Annotated in this window: 13 protein-coding genes; 7 read left to right on the top strand and 6 right to left on the bottom strand. The window is 41.7% G+C overall.

Annotated features, from left to right (window positions below; all coding sequences use genetic code 11):
• Positions 1-165 precede the first annotated feature (165 nt).
• A complete protein-coding gene (locus IPO83_19180; GenBank protein ID MBK9733382.1) occupies positions 166-1,068 on the bottom strand; it encodes a hypothetical protein in 903 nt (300 codons plus the stop codon).
• Between the two features lie 285 nt (positions 1,069-1,353).
• On the opposite strand from IPO83_19180, the gene IPO83_19175 reads away from it, so the two are divergent.
• Together IPO83_19175 and IPO83_19170 are read left to right on the top strand one after the other, a co-directional pair.
• Positions 1,354-3,126 carry a DUF4331 domain-containing protein gene (locus IPO83_19175; GenBank protein ID MBK9733381.1) on the top strand — a complete coding sequence of 591 codons (1,773 nt, stop codon included), beginning with the start codon at positions 1,354-1,356 and terminating at the stop codon, positions 3,124-3,126.
• A 33-nt stretch (positions 3,127-3,159) separates the two neighbouring features.
• Positions 3,160-5,259 (top strand): DUF4331 family protein, encoded by a 2,100-nt coding sequence (locus IPO83_19170; GenBank protein MBK9733380.1) that lies wholly within the window; start codon positions 3,160-3,162, stop codon positions 5,257-5,259.
• A 443-nt stretch (positions 5,260-5,702) separates the two neighbouring features.
• On the opposite strand, the gene IPO83_19165 is transcribed toward IPO83_19170, so the two are convergent.
• The 5 genes from IPO83_19165 to IPO83_19145 all read right to left on the bottom strand — a co-directional run bounded on the left by IPO83_19165 (position 5,703) and on the right by IPO83_19145 (position 12,538).
• Positions 5,703-6,596: a T9SS type A sorting domain-containing protein gene (locus IPO83_19165; GenBank protein ID MBK9733379.1), complete on the bottom strand. Its 894-nt coding sequence runs from the start codon at positions 6,594-6,596 to the stop codon at positions 5,703-5,705.
• Positions 6,559-6,963: a hypothetical protein gene (locus IPO83_19160; protein ID MBK9733378.1), complete on the bottom strand. Its 405-nt coding sequence runs from the start codon at positions 6,961-6,963 to the stop codon at positions 6,559-6,561. The genes IPO83_19165 and IPO83_19160 overlap by 38 nt, the downstream gene beginning before the upstream one ends.
• Positions 6,917-7,264, bottom strand: coding sequence for a hypothetical protein (locus tag IPO83_19155; protein ID MBK9733377.1), 348 nt, complete (start codon positions 7,262-7,264; stop codon positions 6,917-6,919). Before IPO83_19155 ends, IPO83_19160 begins: the two co-directional genes overlap by 47 nt.
• Before the next feature lie 381 nt (positions 7,265-7,645).
• Entirely contained in the window at positions 7,646-9,439 is a 1,794-nt protein-coding gene (locus tag IPO83_19150) for a hypothetical protein (GenBank protein ID MBK9733376.1), read from the bottom strand.
• Positions 9,440-9,664: 225 nt separating this feature from the next.
• Entirely contained in the window at positions 9,665-12,538 is a 2,874-nt protein-coding gene (locus IPO83_19145) for a T9SS type A sorting domain-containing protein (GenBank protein ID MBK9733375.1), read from the bottom strand.
• A gap of 504 nt (positions 12,539-13,042) precedes the next feature.
• On the opposite strand from IPO83_19145, the gene IPO83_19140 reads away from it, so the two are divergent.
• The 5 genes from IPO83_19140 (at position 13,043) to IPO83_19120 (ending at position 20,905) form a co-directional block, all read left to right on the top strand.
• A complete protein-coding gene (locus IPO83_19140) occupies positions 13,043-14,407 on the top strand; it encodes a transposase (protein MBK9733374.1) in 1,365 nt (454 codons plus the stop codon).
• Positions 14,408-14,505: 98 nt separating this feature from the next.
• Positions 14,506-15,162, top strand: a complete 657-nt coding sequence (locus IPO83_19135) for a HupE/UreJ family protein (GenBank protein ID MBK9733373.1) — start codon at positions 14,506-14,508, stop codon at positions 15,160-15,162.
• A 365-nt stretch (positions 15,163-15,527) separates the two neighbouring features.
• Positions 15,528-17,603, top strand: a complete 2,076-nt coding sequence (locus IPO83_19130; GenBank protein ID MBK9733372.1) for an aryl-sulfate sulfotransferase — start codon at positions 15,528-15,530, stop codon at positions 17,601-17,603.
• A 56-nt stretch (positions 17,604-17,659) separates the two neighbouring features.
• Entirely contained in the window at positions 17,660-19,744 is a 2,085-nt protein-coding gene (locus IPO83_19125) for an aryl-sulfate sulfotransferase (protein MBK9733371.1), read from the top strand.
• 279 nt (positions 19,745-20,023) lie between these two features.
• Positions 20,024-20,905, top strand: a complete 882-nt coding sequence (locus IPO83_19120) for a MerR family transcriptional regulator (protein MBK9733370.1) — start codon at positions 20,024-20,026, stop codon at positions 20,903-20,905.
• Positions 20,906-20,965 lie beyond the last annotated feature (60 nt).

Below are 20,965 nucleotides of genomic sequence, written 5' to 3'. Positions count from 1 at the left end.
GAACGTGTTTTGAAACAGATTGAAGTTTATGCTATTCATGCACCCTTCGGCTCCGCTCAGGGTGCGCTCCTTCGTAGCGGGAACTCTGAGTACTAATTGTTTCATCAATTCATAATTGAAAAAGTAAACTAACATTTGAAAACAGAAACTTAAATTAGAAACTGATTAAAATCCAGCGTATTCTGCCGTCTTCATTAACTCTTTTTGAAAAGCAGGATAATCTTTACTCACCTGCATGGCAATGGTTCCTGCGGTGAGTTCCTGTGAGGTGGCATCACGCAACAGCAATTGATTGTATGCTTTGATCACAAGTCCTTCATAGAATTCATCATTCGTGGTAACAATGGTAACAAAGTCTCCTTTACTGTCACCGTCGGTCTGAAACAAAAAGGCAGGATTATTATCAACCATGGTAACTCCATTGAATAATTCTGATTGAGTAGGACTGCGTAGTAACAAATCGCCGAAGGCAGCTTTAACAAAATTTTCTGTACCCATATTTAACTGATCATAAAAGTAATTGTCGAGGAATGCGGCGAAATATTCATTAACTGAAATGCTTCCATTCATAAAAGCATCGGTAACATCCTGCAGCTTTTGCAATCTGTAGAGTTCATATTGGTAGAAAATTAAAATCGCAGTGTTGCCGGCCAGTGAATCGTAGTGATAAATGAGTTTGATTACAGCTATCTGGTAAGCAATCAGCGCACTGTCGCTTCCATTGATGAAGTCTGCGCTGGTAAGACTGAACAATACATTGAAATAGCTTCTTGTACTTATTAATTGTTGTATAAGCGTATCCTTTGCCGCTGCGCTTAAATCATGACTTATCAGGTAATCGTGTGCAGTTAAGATTTCATCCTGAGAGGGAGCTCTTCCAATCAAATCAATATACATTCTGTTGATATAATTATTGATCTGGACTTCTGATACTCCAAAGTAGGGTGGAGGATCATTATTTGTGATGGTGGTATCCATGTGAATTGTTTCCACAGCATCCTTCGTGCAGCCCAGCCAACATGCAGAGAGCAACAGTAGCGTGAAAAACAACAGCAGTGAAAATCGCATGGGAACAAATTACAATTAATCTGAGAAAACGGATGGACTGGTTCGATAGTGCTTAATCTTTATTCTTTAATCACTCAGTCTTAAGCCTTAAGCCTTTTCGTCTTAAGTCAGTAGTCATTAGTCATTAGTCATTGGACTTTGCACATTGTTTCATCGTCACATCAATTCTTAGTCGGTAAACATTCCCTCAATGTTACAGCATTCACAATCTTTCTTTCATTATAAAAATCCATCGGTTGAGCGGCTTCGTAATTACCCTGATTTACTTCACCTAAAAAACTCTTTATGAAACAAAAGCTTAACACCCTATTCAAGGTTGCTTTGTTGTCACTGGTAGTAGGAGGCCTCCTCTACGTTGGTAGCAATCGCGACTTGTTGGTAGCTTCCAGTCATCGCGAAGCACCACTGATTTCAGATGATCCGTTAGCAGACAACACGGATCTCTATTGCTTCCGCTCGCCGGAAGATCCTGATCGTATCATCATCATGGCCAACTACATTCCCCTGGAGTTGCCTATGGGTGGTCCGAATTACAGCACTTTTGGTCAGGATATCAATTATGAAATCCATATCAAAAATGATGCGTCCACAGCAGGTGATGATATCACCTACCGTTTCAAATTTTCTGCGACAAATGAAGATCCTACTACATTCTTCAACATTCGTCTCGGATTACAAAACATTAAGACTACCTACAAATGCCTGAAGAGTGTTGATGGCAGTCCATTTGAAAAGATTGCCGAAGGTCCGGTACCACCCAACAACATTGGACCTCGTTCCATTGAAGATCCTGTTGTGGGTTTGGGCACCAACTACGATCAACTGATCAGTGATGCGATCACTACGGCGGATGATGGTTCAACTATTTATTGCGGACCTGCTGACGATCCATTCTTCGTTGACCTCGGAGGCATTTTTGATCTCGGCCAGACACGCAATGGCGGAACCGGAGCTGATGCTCCCCGTGATGGTATTGCAGGCCGTAATGTGCATGTGATTGCCATGAGCATTCCAATTAACAAACTACAGAAAGATGGCAAAAGCGTTCAACAAGCTGCCAACATTCTTGACGGTGATTTCGTGATTGGTGTATGGGCTTCAGCGAGCCGCAAAAAAGTGAAAACACTTGATGGTACCGGCGGTGCAGTAAGTACAGGAAAATATGTACAGGTTTCCAGATTGGGCATGCCATTGACCAATGAAGCCATTATCCCGATAGGTAAAAAAGATTTGTGGAACTGGACGACACCTTACAATGATGCACAGTTTGAACAATACTTTACCAATCCTGAATTGGCTCTTTACATGGATGATGCTTTGTTCGGAACAGCCGTGCCTGCATTGTCACAACTCCGGATTCAAAAAGCTTCACAAACTGTGTTAGGCAATGTGAACTTTGGAAACGGCAATGATGGATTGTTTGTGCTTTATGGAAATGCCGCTACTACCGGAACCGCTTTGGATCCTGCCATTTTCGGCGGCTATTTATTGCGCGATAATGAACCACGTTCAGTAGATATTCTCCCGATCTTTTATACAGGTGTTCCGAATCTTGCACCTTATCAATTAGCAGTTGGCAAACCTGATGGCAATCCTTTAGCCGCTGGTAAACCATTCGTAAATAATTTTCTTCCAACATTCGGCGACATGCTTCGGTTGAATATGGCAGTGCCTGTTACCCCACGGGATGATCCGAAGTTCAGTTCTGAAGGGTTGATTCAGGCAGCAGTGCTTGGCTTGACTGACCCTGCTTACAATGGAACAACGGATCTGCAATTCATTCCTAACATGGATGGATTCCCGAATGGAAGACGTTTGGAAGATGATGTTACACGTATTGAATTACAAGCTGTGGGTGGTGTTGCACTTGCTGCTATCGGACTCTGGTACGATGACCACACAATTGGTATCGGTCAGAGCCCTGTAACGCAGGATTTATTGGATGTGCTCACTTACTCTACAGGTGTTGAATCCAATGATGCGCCTTTCAAAACATCCTTCCCGTTCGCTGCCAGTCCCTGGAGCGGATACGACTACCATTATAACTACACCTACTAATCACTTTTGTCAACCACAACTAAATAATAACACATGAAATCAATTATAAAAATTTCAGCGAAAGTGGTGCTTGTGGCAGGTGTCATTGGGGCTTTACTGTATTTCTCTTCGAAGCATACAGACCTTGAAGCATCCAGCCACCGCGAAGCACCCATGATTGCCAATGATCCATTGGCAGATAATACTGACCTGTATGCATTCAGAAGTCCTGATGATCCGAATTACATCACGATCATCGCAGGATATGTTCCTCTTGAATTACCACAGGGCGGTCCTAATTACTATTCATTCGGAACAGATGTTTCGTATGAAATTCACATCAAGAATGATGCAGCTACTGCAGGTGATGATATCAAGTACCAATTCCGTTTCAGGAAGGAGAATGAAGATCCTTCAACGTTCTTTAACATCCGTTTGGGTGCACAAAACCTGAAGACCACGTATTCATGCTGGAAAACGGAGAATGGTATTTCCAAAGGAATAGTATCCAACGGCGTTGTACCACCTCCGAATATTGGCCCGCGTTCTATTGAAGATCCTACTCTTGGTTTAGGAAGCACCTATGAAGCATTGTATACTTCTGCTGTTACACAAGCTTCAGGTCCGGGTGGTGAAATTGTTTACTGCGGTCCTGCCGATGATCCTTTCTTTGTTGATCTTGGTGGTGTGTTTGATCTTGGTCAGACACGCGCTGGTGGAACAGGAGTTAATGCTCCTGTGGATGCAGTAGCTTGTCACAATGTGCATGTGATCGCGATGAAAATTCCGATTGCAACTTTGCAAAAAGATGGTAAGAATGTTCAGCAGGCAGCGAATATCCTGGATGGAGATTATGTAATTGGTGTGTGGGCGTCAGCCAGTCGTAAAAAAGTGACTACGCTGAAATCAAATGGCACCACAGTGGTGGTATCAGGTCAATCACCGTTGGTGCAGGTGTCCCGTTTGGGAATGCCGCTTACCAATGAAGCAGTGATTCCGATTGGTGATAAGGATTATTGGAATTCAACTACACCATACAATGATGCATCATTCGAACCCTATTTCTGTAATCCTGAATTAGGTCTTTACATGGATGATGACCTTTTTGGTGGCGCGGTTCCGGGATTAGCTCCATTGCGCATACAAAAGGCATCACAAACAGTATTGGGTAATGTTGACTTTACCAATGGTGCTGATGGTCTGTTTGCGATTTATGGAAATCCAGCGACCATTGGAACAGCGCTTGACCCGAATATTTTTGGCGGTTACCTGCTTCGCAAAAGCCAGCCAAGATCAGTTGATCTGTTGCCGATATTTTACACAGGTGTTCCGAATCTTGCACCTTATCAGCTTGCGGTTGGAAAACCGGATGGTAATCCACTTGCTCCCGGAAAACCTTTCGTGAATAATTTTCTGCCAACGTTTGGTGATATGCTTCGTCTGAACATGGCCGTTCCGCCAACACCTCGCAATGATCCTAAATTCAGCTCAGAAGGTTTGATTCAGGCAGCAGTGCTTGGCTTAACTGATCCGGCTTACAATACAACTACTGCATTGCAGTTTATTCCAAACATGGATGGATTTCCGAATGGAAGAAGACTGGAAGATGATGTAACACGCATTGAATTACAAGCGGTGGGTGGTGTTGCACTTGCAGCGATCGGGTTGTGGTACGATGATCATACCATTGGCATCGGACAAAGTCCGGTTACAACTGATCTGTTGGATGTGCTTGGTTATACCACCGGTATTGAAGCAAATGATACTGCTTTCCGTGCAGCATTTCCTTATGTGCAAGTGCCCTGGAGTGGTTATGGCAAATGCAGCGGACCGGCAGGCATTTACATGTCGGGCATGAGAGCAGGAGGTTTGGATATCGGAGCACCTGAAATAGTAGCGGTGCAGAATTATCCGAATCCGTTTACAGATGTAACCAACTTCAAATATCATCTGACTGCAGATTCAAGAGTTACGATCCGCGTCGTTGATCTTACCGGTAAATTCATTGCAACCGTAGAGGATCAACCGAAGAAAGTTGGTAGTTATGTAGTGAGTTGGAATGCTCCTGCAAATCTTGCAACAGGTGTTTACATTGCAACAGTAGCTTACAATGGAATAGTAACAGCGACCATGAAAATCAATCATGTAAAATAATTAAACGTGGCGTTTAATAGAGAGCCGGATGTGCTGATCACTCAGCCATCCGGTTTTTTTTATTTTTCTATATCAGCAATCGTTAATCTGTATTCGTGAGGCAAGCGAAATCCCGCAAAATGTTCTTCGCCACCGATGAGGGCAATGAGGGATTAAAAATCCCTAAACTCAGTAGACACGGATTACAAATCAGAGCCAACGGGGGAGTGTTCCTTTTTCTATAAATGTGAAATGCCTCCGGCATTGAAAGTTCCTTAGCTTAATGACATTATTTGCGCGAGCATGATTAAAAGGGTTTTTCTTCTCCATATGGTTTATCCGAACAAATACAAGAAGCTTAACGAATTGAAATAATTTCGAACCGTTCTGTAATAGTCACTGACGCTTGCGCTAAATGAGAACTTTATGTGGCATTCATTCCAAATAACACCACAGCAGAAAAATTAATCAGCGACCATTTTGAATTTGCTGATGATCTTCGAATCTTTTTTAAGAATGGCCAGGTACATTCCCGGTGAAGTAATGCCGGTATTTATCATTGCCTGCCTGCCGGATATCTCTTTATGCAATACCATTTCACCAAGCGCATTGTAGAGTTCCAGGGTTAAATATTCTTCATTGCCCTGTAATTCAAGCTGGAATGTTTGATGAAAAGGATTGGGAAATACACTTGTATAGGATGGAGGATTTTCAATACCTGTGACCACTGCACCCTTTTCGTATTTGAAAACATCGACCTTAAAGAAATCCAGACTGGCATCGTCCTCGGTGTAACCTGTAACAATCACATTTCCATAACTGTCAAAACCTGCCAACTGTAGTTTGTCTTCCGAATTGGTATCATAGGAGTTATCATAATCTGCATACCACTGCAACACACCGGAAGGAGAATATTTGACGGTTGTATAGTTGTAATTTTCCCAATAATCTCCTGTTTCAGAAGCGCCCAGCATTAGGATATTATCAAATTGATCAATAGCCATACTGAGGGGCCATACATCTATGCCGCTCAATGCAGTGAAGTCGGTGCTCCAAAGTTCGATGCCTGAATTATCATATTTGGTAACGAACATGGTAAGATCCCTTTCTCCAAATACGATAACGTTGTTGCCTGCATCAAGTGCTATATCATATGGAAGCATATAATCTGCGCTATCGATCCTGGTCCACTGTACAACACCTGCAGAAGAAAATTTAATGGTTACGGATTTGTCTTTGTTAGAGCCACGAGCATAACCTGTAATATAAGTGTTGTTAAAATCGTCTGCAGCAATGGCCATCGCTATAGATATATAACTATCATAACCCGCTTCCATGAGTCCAGCCAATGCTTCCATCGCTGTTTATTTTTAAGGTATAGAAAATGTTATTCTGACCGTCATGCTGTATATCGCCTGTGATATAAAGACCACCCTGGTTGTCCGGAAGCATAGCATGGCATTCTTCCTCGCTGATATTGCCCGGGACCGGATACGCTGTCCATAATAAATTGCCTGATGAATCTATTTTCATAGCGGCAATGTGCTTGTGGGACCCATCATTAAAATAGGAAGCAACAACATAGGAGCTTCCTGCATCGTCTACCACCATGTTATAGCTGCTGAAGGGGAGCGTCACATGCCACCTTTCACTGCCGTTCGCATCGAAGGAATAGATTTTATTCACCAAAGGGGACAGGAAATAGCTGTTTAATTTTTTTATCAAGGTAAATGGAAGTTAATGGATTACCGGCTATAGTTTCATCCCCAACCAGGTTACCTGAGCTATCTATTGCCAGCAAGTGCGCAGATGCATTGCCAAATACCTTCTGTACCAACACATGATAAACATCATTCGAATCCACAAAGCCTCCATGTGGACTCGCGGCATACGAATATTCATACTGCCATTCGGCAGATACTGCCTGAGAGAAAGATGGAGTAGTAAGGAAAGAACAGGAAATAAAAACCAGGGAGTAAGCAAATAACGGGAACAAATTCTTTTTAAAGAGCGGAGAGCATCTCATAGGTATACGTTTTTCCAAATTTATAACAAAAAAATTATAGGAATAATTGAGCAAAAGGGATTAAACAAAAACTTAACGGAGACTAACATTCATTTTTTTCTTTGGAGCATCTGTGAATGTTGCATAACATTAAATCAGAAGTCATCGGATGACTTCAAACAAACTAATTAAAGACACTAGCGTTGTTGTAGTCATTCGAAACTAATTTGGAAATGAAGACAGTACCTTGCGCCAAACAGGGGAACAATCTCCGGATAGGAGATCAATGATTGCTTCGTGACTTTGTGTCTTCGTATCATTTTTCAATGCTTGCCTGCAAACGGGCGAGTGAGGGTACTTATTAAACGTTGCGGAAAAATTCTATTCCATCGTATTATTCGATTACCACTTTTCCTGCAATGCGTTGTCCAGCTGAATAAATATGTAAGAGATAAAATCCTGGTGGAATATTATGCAGTAGGAGCTCCAGGTTTTGATTGGTAGTGCTTCTGTTTTCTGACAACACCTTTTTCCATACGTATCTATTAATTCAATTCGAACATTTTTAAATGAGTATATCTTGCTCAATTTTACATAGAGATACTCATGGGCAGGATTGGGAAAAATCTGAATATCTGGTAAGGCATCGTTTTCTTTAGTTCCGGTAGGCAGTATACAATTGGTGCTGAACATCCAGGGCTCGTTGTTCGCATCATCCGGTTCATCACTTAATCCAATCAATACGAGACTGTCATCCTGGAACTCTAAATACGGGCGAAAAAGTTTATTTGGGATGAGATCAATTCCTGTCATCGTAATTCCGTCTGTATACCACATATCAGCACTGTTGGCACTTTCCTTTTGTGTAAAATAGATGGCATCGCAAGTGACCATATGGTCATAAAATCTTTCACAGTCGTTGCACCAATCATAGGAGATCAGGGTATCGGTGCCTGCTGCCGTGCCATCGGTTTTCCATAAGCTGTGTCTTAGCGGTCCGTAGGCGGTTTCGTCTTCTTCGATTTCATAGACTGAATGATTATTGACACTTCCCCAGAAAATGCAGTCTACATTTCCGGGCGATGATGGATCTGCATATTTTTGGAGTAGTGTTCCCCCTGATAATGTACCGTCTGATGCCCAAACTTCGATGGTATCTAAAGTTCCTGTTTTCCTGACGAGGAAATAGTTTTCAGCAACACCTAGCATCGCTGTGAACATGGCAGTATTGGGATTCCAGATCGGTATTTCCATGGTACCTGAAGCAGAACCATCCGTTGAGTACCATTTGTTATTAGCAGCGAATAGCAGTTTGTCGTTGAATTTTGTAAAGCCTGAACCAAATAAGCTATTTGTCACACCGGGCGAAATATCCTTTATCATGTAAGTTCCAGCAACGGTTCCATCTGATCTCCATAATTCAGACCCATGATCAGGATCGGTTGCGACGAAAAACAACAGGTCATTGAAAAGAGTAAGATTATAACCCCCTGAAGCAGGTGAAGGGATCAGGGAATACGTTCCAGCCACAGTTCCATCACTTCTCACCACGTTATTGACACCATTCATTTCCATATAGCCATAAAAAATACCATTCCAGATGCTGTAATAGGATAAATAGGTATTTGCATGCTGCACCAGCGGTATGGTTCCACTGAAGGTGCCATCAGTCACCCAAAAATCCATGTAAATGTTGTTGATATCACTCTTGCCAAGAAAAAAAGCTTTTCCATTGATGCCAGGAGTAAGTAGTTGAATTAAAGGTGAAGCATACCCGGGTATGATGTCCTTTATTAAAGTTGTACCTGCTTCAGTTCCATCCGTTACATTTAATTCATATCCATTTATGGGATCCTGTAAAACAAGCACCCATTTATTATTGGCAACGGCCACTACACTGTACTCTCCACCTGTCCATCCATTTCCACTTCCCGGATCAACATCTTTCAAGAGATAAGTACCGGCTTCCGTTAAGTCGCTGATCCAGGGTTCACGGCCATGAGTACCGTCATCAGCTCCAAAAATATACAGGTGGTCATTGAGCTTACTTACGGAAGAAAAATAGGATGCTCCATTGGGGTTAATGTCTGCAACCTGTGTAACCGATTGTGCGGAGGTGAAATTGCAAAGCAGTATTGCACCCAGTAAATTCAAAATCGTATTGCTGAAAATAGATTCGGGGATAAAGTTTTTCATGTTTGATATTAGTATTAATCTACCGGTTGCAAATTTCCTTCTCCGAAAGTTACTGATTTAAATTTTACACCGCCGCCGTGTCAAATCAAAAATCGTTAATCGATATTCGGGAGGCAAGCGAAATCCCGCAAAATGTTATTCGCCACCGATGAGGGCAATGAGGGATTAAAAATCCCTAAACTCAGCAGACATGGATTACAAATCCGCGCCAACGGGGGCAGAACCTCACTCATAAATTAACTTTGAAACACTCCGCAGTTCCTGGTTGCTGATAGTAAGAACATAAAGTCCTTTCGAAAATCCAGAGATATCAATTGCACCGCTTCCATTCCCGATTTTCTCTTCATAAACTTTTCTGCCTGAGATGTCACTCAACTCCAATAGCGCAGGATTCTTTAACTCCGGGACATTGAATTGAAAAACTCCCGATGAAGACGGGTTTGGAAAAACGTTAAGCAAAGAGGAATTGGATACATGATTTTGGATTCCCGTGTTGCCTGCAGCTTCGTATTTCCAAAGCTCAGTGCCTGTAGCTTCATCATTCAAGCCCAGAAACATAAGGTTTCCATCCGTTAAGAGAATCTGACCGGACACCTCTGTTGACAATTCGCTTACAACAGCAGGAAAGAAGTCAAGCTGATATGTTCCGGAAGTTGTTCCATTGCTTTGCCAAAGATGACCAACAGGAAAAAAATTATCTGTATTCATCACTGTAAAATACAGCTCATTGTTTACCTCGTGGAGGTTACTGATTTCTCCCGCCATCTCGTAGACACTCTCCGTTTTTGTTTCTGCGTCATTGAGCGTAGCGAGCATACTGTGACCAATGACAAAATAAAGACGGCCATTATATTCGGTAAATTCTGAAAGACTATAACCATCATATCCATCAATCCCATCCAGGATTATCGTGGTATTGGTGCCATCCGTTTTCCATAGCTGTTTTGTGTATAAAACATCGGCTGCAGAGAAATAAACGAAATCACCGATGGCAGTAAATTTACCGGGATCTGAATCATTGATTCCAGCCAGTGCATCTTTCAGGAGCACAGTTCCGTCCGGAGTGCCGTCAGAGATCCATGGTTCAAGGCCCACATCGTTTGTCTCCGCAGCGAAGTAGAGCTTCCCATTGGCGGAAGCAATATTATCAGGATACGCACTACCAGTTCCCTCCTTAATGTCTTTAAACATCATTGTTCCCGCCGCAGTACCATCGCTGGTCCAAAGCTCAAAGCCATAGCTATCTGTTCCGGCAGAAAAGAACAGGTGATTGTAATAAAGAACAAGGTTATCTGCTGCGGAATAATCAAGCTCACTTACGGGATAGGTTCCTGCTTCAGTACCATCTGTACGCCATAGTTGGTGATATTGTGAGGTTAAATCATTTCCAATAAAGTACAATAGATTATTAAGGATCACTGTTCCACCGTCGAAATAAGGTTCCATATTTTTCACCTTTACAGTACCCTGTACGGTTCCGTCAGTTTTCCATAGTTCAGGAAAATAGGCACTATCCAGGCTCACAAAAAATGCAGTTCCGTTTAATGCTTCCGGTGCGATTAAAATCTCATCCTTCTTGGCATTTGTAAAAATCTTTTCACTGCCAGCCGTAGTGCCATCTGTGAACCACATTTGACTTAATGAATCATCATCCCAAATGGAAAAAATATATTTCGAAGGGCCAAGGCTTACCATTGCAGCAGGCATCGAAGACGCATTTTGTGCAATGGGAATTTCAAACTGCTGCGTGCCTGTAACGGTACCATCAGTAACCCACAATTCAGCGCGCTGATAAACGAGATCATTGATGTAGTATATCTTCCCACCAAAAGATGCGATAAAATAGAGTGTGCTTGGAAATGGTGTTTCAGAAAGAAAAGAAGTGCCTGCTGCCGTTCCATCTGTAATAAATAAATCATTATCTAATCCTCCCATACGCGCAGAGAACAAAATTTTGTCACCCAAAGCAACAAAGCTGAATGGATCAGAACTGCCGCCGTTTGGTTTCAGGTCTGTAATCCGCTGCGTGCCTGCAGCGGTTCCATCGCTGCACCAGGGTTCATTTCCTTTCATTCCATCGTTCGCTCCGAAATAAACTTTGTCGTTAATGGGATATAAGCCATAGGAACCATCCCAGAGTCCATCTTCAGTTCCGGGCCGGATGTCTGCAACCATTTTAGTTCCCTCCGATGTACCATCGCTTACCCAAAGTTCCTTACCAAAATCTTCTGTTTCTGCCATAAAAAATAATTGGTTACCGGCAACTACCAGGTCCGCTACATCTCCATAAAAAGTGAGTGAGGTTTCAATGCCCTTTACCAATACGGTTCCTGAAACCGTTCCATCCGTTTTCCAAAGGCTCGCATTACTTAAATCATCGCGAATAATAAAATAGACAGCACCCTGAAAATTCACCATACAGTCGTAAAAAAGATATCCTTCCTGATCCGAATTCTGTTGCAGGGGGAATGTGCCTGCCGTTGTTCCATCTGTCACGTATAATAGACCGTAATCAGCGTTAAAAATAATTTTATTGCCAAGAATAGCTGCGGGGGATAACGGATCAGAACTGTTTGCACCTGCAACGATATCTTTAAAGAGGTAGGTTCCTGCTGGTGTACCATCGGTCCTCCATATTTCATTTCCATGTGCTGCATCGGTGGCTGAAAAATAGATAATACCGGAGAGGTCAATCAGGTTATTACAATTTAATCCACCGAGCAACTGACTGCCACCGGGTGTTCCGTCTGTTTTCCATAGTTGATTGGCACCCACATCGGTTGCCCCTGCGCAGTAGTAAAGAAAACCATCCGAGACTGTACACCTGGAATTAAGCGGGCCGTCTGCTGAATAATTGATTCCCGGTTTCAGGTCTCTCGTTGTTCCGGCCATAGTTCCGTCAGTGCTACATAGATAAGGCCCTGCATTGTCGACTGCTGAAAAATAGAGGCGATCGTTATAGACAAGCAATCCTGATTCATAGATGATCAGCGACAGCGGATCTGTATTGATATCTACCACCAGGGAAGGATTTTGTGCGGATAGGTACTCCCAAAACGGAACCTGTAATAAGAGGAGGAATAAGAACTTTGTCTTCATAGCTGTGTAATTAGTCAGTCATTATATTAAGAAGCAACTCATTCTTTTTATTATGGTTGTTAAAGCGCATTTATACATTGGAAAGATACCATTTTTTCCTATCTGCCTTCTTACCGGTATGCACTCCTGCACTCCTTTTGGCGCAAGCGTCCTTGTGATTGTTTGCGCAATAGTAAATCAGCAGTCATCGGATGACTTCAAACAAACTAATTAAATACACTAGCTTAGTTGTAGTCATCTAATGCCTCCATGCAATTGATCACACAATATACTGCGGAAACAAAAATGATGATCGTTGCGAAATGAGCTGAACTATAAATTACTACAAACAGACTTGCTAATTTCTTTTAAGCAATTTGGTTATAATTTCACTTGAATCCTTCACTAAAACTATGAATCACCTGAAAAATAATTTCAATTTTATAAATCGAAGCGGCACTTGATTTCGTAAGTGGAGCTGTTAAACCAGAATAACAAGATTTCCCACCTTCAAAAAAACGCCACATGAAGTTTATCAAAAAGAACTTTTACCTCCTTTCCATCCTCATTCTCATTGTATTTGTCGGATTAATCGTTGCTTTTCGGCAAGAAGAGCCCGATGTGCTTCCACTTAAGAACAGGATAGGAGGTACTTCCATGGGCAAAGAATGGGTGAACACCAAAGCAGCCATTGAAGGATTGCTTGAAAAAGTGCGCAAGAACCCGGAAGATGCGAAATCTAAAATACAACTGGCGCAGGCCTACATACAGGAAGCGCGTGTTACCGGCGATTATAACTATTATGATGCTGCCTGCATCAAGCTGTTGAATAGCGTGATTAAAAAAGAGGCCAATAACTATGAAGCATTGGCAACATTAGCCACTGTTTATCTTTCTCAGCATCATTTTCAGCAAGGGCTTGATATTGGGAAAGAAGCGCAGCGGATCAACCCGCATGCTGCATTTGTCTACGGCGTGCTGACGGATGGATATGTTGAGCTTGGAAAATACGACAGCGCCGTTTACATGGCCGACTCCATGTGTGGCATTCGTCCCGATCTGCGGTCTTATTCACGCGTATCTTATCTGCGCGAAATCTATGGCGATATTCCCGGCGCCATTGAAGTGATGAAAATGGCTGTGGATGCAGGTTTGCCCGGCATGGAACAAACTGAATGGGTGCGGTTGTATTTAGGCAGGCTTTACGAGATTACCGGAAAGATTGATACCGCTGAAATGTATTACAAAGCCGCAAACAGTTTACGGCCTAATTATGCCTATGGTCTTGCAGCCCTTGGAAGAATTGAACAGGCAAAGAAAAATTACCCGCAGGCCATTACCTATTTTGAACAGGCAGCATCACTTGTAAAAGATTATTCTTTTGGCGATGAACTCATGGATCTTTATCGCTTAACCGGACAGACTGCGAAGGCCGATTCAATGGGAGAGGAAGTGATCAAGCTGCTAAGCCTCCATGCGAATTCAAATGATGAAGAAGGCGATGCCGGACATTACGCGGATAAAGAACTTGCGTATGTTTATTTAAAAACCGGTGATAATGATGCTGCGCTAAAACATGCGCAGGCAGAATATAAACGCAGACCCGATAATATTGAAGTGAATGAGATGATGGCCTGGGTATATTATCAACGCGGCGAGTTTAAAGAGTGTGTTCCTTTCATTGAAAAAGCGATGCGTACCGGCTCAAAGAATCCTGTGTTGCTTTGCAGGGCCGGATTGATCTATTGTAAAAACAATCAGGCGGAAAAAGGAACGGCATTGATTCAACTGGCATTAGCCACTAATCCATATCTCACGGAAGACCTCGCACAGCAGGCAAAAATGATTATCGATTCACAACCTGCGAAGCTCGCAATTTCAAAATCATAATTAATTTCATCTTCTTTTTGAAGCCATTTCAAAAAGCGACAATCACCTCATAAAGCCAGATGAAAGAATCACGATTCATGCTTTTGAAAAGAGTATCAGTGCTCACGATCCTGGTTTTGATTGCAGGCACGGTTGTATCATTTGCGCATACATTGAATTATGATTTCAGCAAGATGTCGCGCGGCGACATCGGGCTTGCCTATCTGAAGCTTGGTTTCCGGCACATCATTCCTTATGGTACAGATCACATGCTGTTCATACTCAGTATTTTTTTACTGAGCTCCAATCTTAAAAATGTGATCTGGCAGGCGACGGCATTCACCATTGCACATTCCATCACACTCGGACTTGCCATGTATGGTGTGATCACTCCTCCTTCAGAAATTATTGAACCGGTGATTGCGCTTTCGATTGTGCTGGTGGCGCTTGAAAATATTATCACTTCAGAATTGCATCCGTGGCGCATCCTCATTATTTTTCTGTTCGGATTGGTTCATGGAATGGGATTCGCCAGCGTATTGATCGGACTGGGACTTCCTCAAAAAGAATTTCTCACAGGCCTCATCACTTTTAATGTCGGAGTTGAATTGGGACAAATTACTATTATCCTTCTTGCATATTTCTTATTCGGAAAATGGTTTGGTCAACGTTCCTGGTACAGGAAGAGAATTGTTATTCCTCTTTCACTTTGTATTGCCATCATCGCCATGTATTGGACGGTGGAAAGATTTGCAGGTACTTTGGGTTGGATGTGATCCATATTAAATGAACGCGCTTCGGCTACGCCAAACGTCCGGTTTTTTTGCTCCCTGAGCGCAGCCGAAGGGCGCAAAAAAACGTGTCCGGCATCTATGCAGACTTTTCCGCAGCCGAATGGTGAAAACAAATGATACGGCATCACTGTAAGCTTTTCCCGCAGCCGACTGGTGAAAACAAATGATACGGCATCTATGCCGACTTTTCCCGCAGCCGAATGGTGAAAACAAATGATACGGCATTATCTGCGTTTCCAATTGCTTTCCTCAGTTCCAAATGCGCCATCTTGAAATGTGCAAGCAATAACATCATGAATAATTCGTATGAAATTTATTTGGTAATTTTCCCAGATACGTTTTATGCTATGAAACACCTGCTGTTCACGGTTTTTACTTTCTTTCTTTTCATCCAGGCTTTATCAGCGCAGTTTGTGTACGTTGCTCCTGTGCCCGGTTCAAAATATCATCATCCTGACCGCACGATTATTCTTAGAGCAGCCAGTAAGCTGAAGCCCGATTCATATGGCGGAGACAATTGGTACGTTGTAACCGGATCTCTGAGTGGACAGCATCTTATGAATGTAAGTATTGCAGATGATCAGAAAACATTACTGTTAAAACCCATCAAATTATTTTCACAAGGAGAAAGTGTTAACGTTACCATAAATAATTCGCTGATAACTATGGAAGGAACACACTTGGAAGGTTACCAGTTTTCATTCGTTATACAACCGCATTATTCAATAAAGGAAAGCATGCAACTGGAAGCTGCGGCAAAAAAAGTAATGAGTGATGACTTTGGCACCACGCGAAATAATCCTGCCATTGTGCGGGATTCAGAAACCTTTCCAAAATTTACTATTGATGTGAATAAAGAACCTTCACCAGGTGATATTTTCTACTACACTTTCAATTTCCAGGGTTCCCCTAATAAATTTATTTCTATCATGACGAGTGACGGCGATTCCGTATTTGCGCAACAAACAATTGCTAAAGGCAGCACTTTTGATATTAATAAGAACGGTTATCTGACTGTCTTCAATTATGATTCAGCTTATTTCGAAGTTTGGGATTCCTCCTATAATGTTATTAATACATACACTGCCGCGAATGGTTATGCAACAGATCCGCATGATTTTATTCTGCTTCCCAATGGACATTCATTTATAATTGCTGATGATCCGCAGATTGTTGATATGACGGTGTACAGTCCCAACTATCATTCCGATGCCAGCGTTATTGGTGCCATTTTACAGGAGTTGGATTCAAATAAGAATCTTGTTTTTGAGTGGAGAAGCTGGGATCACATTGATATTATGGATGCAAAACACATCTATTTTTCAACACAAATTATTGACTACGTGCATCCAAACTCCATTGAAGTGGATGATGATGGAAACATTCTTATGTCATGTCGCATGCTTGACCAAATATTGAAAATTAATTCTTCAACCGGTGACCTGATCTGGAGAATGGGAGGTGGTAAGAATGAATTCGCTTTTACAAATGATCCTGTGCAATTTAATTTTCAGCATGATTGCCGTCGCTTGAAGAATGGTCACCTTACTGTTTTTGATAACGGTTGTTATCATTCTCCGCCTGTCGCAACGTTTAAAGAATATGAAGTGGATGAAATCAATAAAACGGCGAAACTGGTATTTTCCTATCAACATCCGCTTATAAATGGCAAGAACCTGCAGAGTTGGGCAATGGGTAATGCGCAACGGCTTTCAAACGGAAATACCTTTATTAACTGGGGTTATATTATTCCCGGCACAGGTTCACCGAACATGACGGAAATAGACAGCATCGGCAACATTGTATGGGAAATGCATTTTAACGATACTATAGATTTTGTAACCTATCGCGCACATCGCTATGAATGGACTCCCTGCATTCTGATAGCTCCTGATTCACTTACGGTTTCACAGGTTTCAGAAACCGCTGCTGATATTCATTGGAAGGAAGTGAAAAATGCAGGATCTTATCTGTTACTGTTTCATGAATCAGGATACACTCAATGGGATACCGTGAAGATGCCATCAGGTACTTCTTCTTATTCATTTGAAAACTTAAAGTCAGGTGCTTCCTATGATTGGCGAATTCAAACAGTTTGCACTGGAAATAGCAAAGCATCTTCACTTTCTGATTTGCAAACATTCATTACGCTGAATGAAATTACCGGTTTGGGTGTAGTAATTTCTGTATTTCCTAATCCTGCCCATGAGCATCTTAATGTTTCTCTCAAGCAAACAGGATCAGTGAGTGTTCAACTACTGTTATCTGATCTTCTGGGAAAAGAGATATATTCAACACCGTTCCATGTTGTGCAAGGCAATACAACCTTTTTAATACCATTGCATTCGTTTGCAAACGGTATTTATTTTCTCAGGATGCGTGTAAACGATGTTTCTGTGATTCAAAAAGTGATGATAGAATAGTACTGGCGGATTGTTTTGAAAGTATCAATTGTATACTTTTAACTCAAATCCCGGATATGAAGAAAGTAATTCTCCTGCATCTTTTATTGATTGTATTTTTTTATACTGCCATCGCGCAATTTAGTTATGTGTCTCCCAAACCCGGATCAATACTTCAGCAAACGAGCAGGAATATTATCCTGAGAGACGGAAGATTGATTGATCCTGCTTCTATACAGCAACAAAATATTTTCAGGATATACGGATCAAAAAGCGGTGAACACATAGTAAGCAGTCTGTTGTCAGACGATGGCAAAACTATATTGCTTACTCCTTTAGTGGCATTCGAATTTGATGAAGAAGTATCCGTAGCTGTGCGTAAAGGAATCTTAACGATTACCGGCGAAATACTGCAAGGATTTAATTTCCATTTTCATACACGACCGGCTCCATCGAATGAATCAGCCAAACAATTTGAAATGTTCAGGAAACAAATGTTGCGTGAAGATTTTGGTGTAGTTGAAGAAGAAGGTTTTGACAACACCTCATTGACACCGCCGCCATTCAAAATTAATGTGAATACAGATCCCGCGCAGGGCGATATATTTTATCATACGATAAGCCTGTTGGGAGCGCCAATTGAACAAGTCGCAATTATGACAAGCGATGGTCAATTTCCATACAGAAAGAAATCGCAGGTGAAAGGACTTAATTTCGACATCAACAGAAATGGGTATATCACATTTTACGATGAAACCACGCAGAGTTACCAGATGCAGGACTCTTCATTCAACATGATCAATAGTTATAAAGTTGGAAACGGCTATATAACAGATGTGCATGATTTCATTGCCTGTCCTGATGGTCATTCATTTATGATTGGTCTCGATTATCAAACCATTGACATGACTGTCTACGATCCTGATTACAGCGATCAGGCAACAGTGATAGGAGCTATTGTACAAGAGCTTGATACAGCAAAGAATGTAATATTTGAATGGAGAAGCTGGGACTACATTGACATTCCGGAAGCCTTGCACGAAGCCTTATTTTTCAGTATTATAGATTATGTGCATGCTAATTCTATTGATCTGGATACTGATGGTAATATTTTACTGTCCTGCCGTAAACTTGACCAGGCGATAAAAATTAACAGGGAAACCGGTGAGATGATGTGGCGGTTAGGAGGCGTTAAGAATGAATTTGTTTTTCTGAATGATACACTTGGTTTCAACTATCAGCACGATGTGCGGCGGATTGCCAATGGCAATATAACGATGTATGATAATGGAAACTATCATCCTGTCAAGATATCTTTTGCAAAAGAATACAAACTTGATGAAGTGAATAAAACTGCTTCGTTGATCTGGTCTTACGCGCATCCCTACATCGATGGAGAATCCGTGCAAGGATATGCGATGGGAAATGTACAACGACTTTTTGACGGTCATACACTTATTAACTGGGGATCTATTTATGCAGGCAGTGAATTGGGCGAGGGATCTCCGAATATTACAGAAGTGGATAGCCTGGGTAATATTGTGTGGGAAATGACTTTGAATGAAAGTAAGAAAGGAGTGATCTATCGTGCTCACCGTTACGAATGGACGCCCTGTGCCAGACCAACAGAAAAAACATTAAAGACAAAAAATATTACTCAAACGAGTGCAAAGTTAACCTGGGGAAATGCTACCAATGCAACAGGATATAAAGTTTTTTATAAGTCCGCTTACGATTCAAGCTGGAGTTCAGTAAATGCATCCGGCAACAGCAAGGTGTTGAATGATCTTTCAATAAACACTCCTTATCAATGGTACATTCAATCCAAGTGCGATACCAACGTAATACTGATATCTGCCAACAGTGAAATCAAAAAATTCACCACACTTCCTTTAAAAATTTTTCTTGTTGATTTTTCTGAAAGAGCACTGAAAGTATTTCCGAATCCAACCGCGGACGTTTTGAACCTGGAGGGCTTACCTGCGGGAATTATTCATGCCGAGCTGATTGATTTAACAGGCCTTCTGCTTCCTGTTAAGATTCAATATGAAAACGATAAGGCCACTGCTGATCTTTCTAATGTGGCCCCTGGTAGTTACCTGTTAAAAGTTGAATGCGAAAATTGGCAGCAAACAATGAAAATAGTTGTCTGCAAAGATTGACACGTTTGGTTTGCTGTAGCTGCAGGTGAATGAAATGAAAATTGATCTGCATACGGTGGCCGTTTAGTTGTACATAAAAAAGTGCCGGGTAAACAATTTACCTGATTCTTTGTTTATCCCATCATTTATAAGAGTCTGTTGCACTGCAATCACCACTGTTTTGGCGCTGGCTAATTTATAAATCATCATCTTTCGAAAAGTTTTTCAAGTGAATGGATATTGCATAGAGGCCTCTGTTGAATGTTAAGTGAAAAGAAAATTGTTTAAATAAAAGCGTGAATGGCAAACTATCACATCAAACAATTTGAAGCGCTGTCCGGTGTTAAAGCACATACGATCCGTATCTGGGAACAACGGTATGGACTGCTGAAGCCAACACGTTCTGACACAAACATCAGGCAGTACAATGATGATGAGCTCACATTGCTGCTGAATATATCGTTGTTAAACAGGAACGGATTTAAAATTTCGCAGGTTGCGAAAATGAAGCAGGCTGAAATTGAAGATAAAGTGCGTTCCATTACCTCCACTAATTTTGAATTTCCTAACCAGGTGGATGCGCTCACCCTTGCAATGGTAGAACTTGACGAATCTGAATTTGAGAGAGTGATCAGCATCAACATCGCCCATTTAGGTTTTGAAGCTGCGATGGAGCAAATTGTATTTCCTTTTTTGCGGAACATTGGCATCCTGTGGCAAACCGGTTCAGTTAATCCTGCGCAGGAGCATTTTATATCCAACCTCATCCGTCAAAAGTTGATTGTCGCAATTGACCGCTTGGAAGTGGTCAGGAGCAGTGCAGTAAGCAAAACATTGCTCTATTTACCGGAAGGAGAGTTACATGAGTTGGGGTTGCTGTATCTCAATTATTTGCTCAGGAAAAAGCAGCACCATATCATGTACCTCGGACAAAATGTTCCGCTGCGCGATGTTGAAAAGGTGAGTAGTGTATTTAAACCAAATCAGGTGTACAGTATTTTCACCAGTTTTCCGGCACCTGTTGAACTTTCAGGGTATGTTTCAAAGCTTGCTAAATTATTTCCGAAATGCAAGATCTTTTTATCCGGCTATATTATTTGCACAAATACAATTAAAGCTCCTCGTAATGTGCAATTGATTAATGCAATCAGTGACTTAAAGGGAATTATTGATAATCAGTAGGCAGGAGTGGTGGGTTGCAGGCACATCGCCGGTTTCATTATTGAACCTATAATGTTCTGC

This window comes from Chitinophagaceae bacterium, from assembly GCA_016717285.1.
Taxonomy (GTDB): Bacteria; Bacteroidota; Bacteroidia; order Chitinophagales; family UBA10324; genus JACCZZ01.
This window is presented reverse-complemented; position numbering and strand designations above follow the sequence as displayed.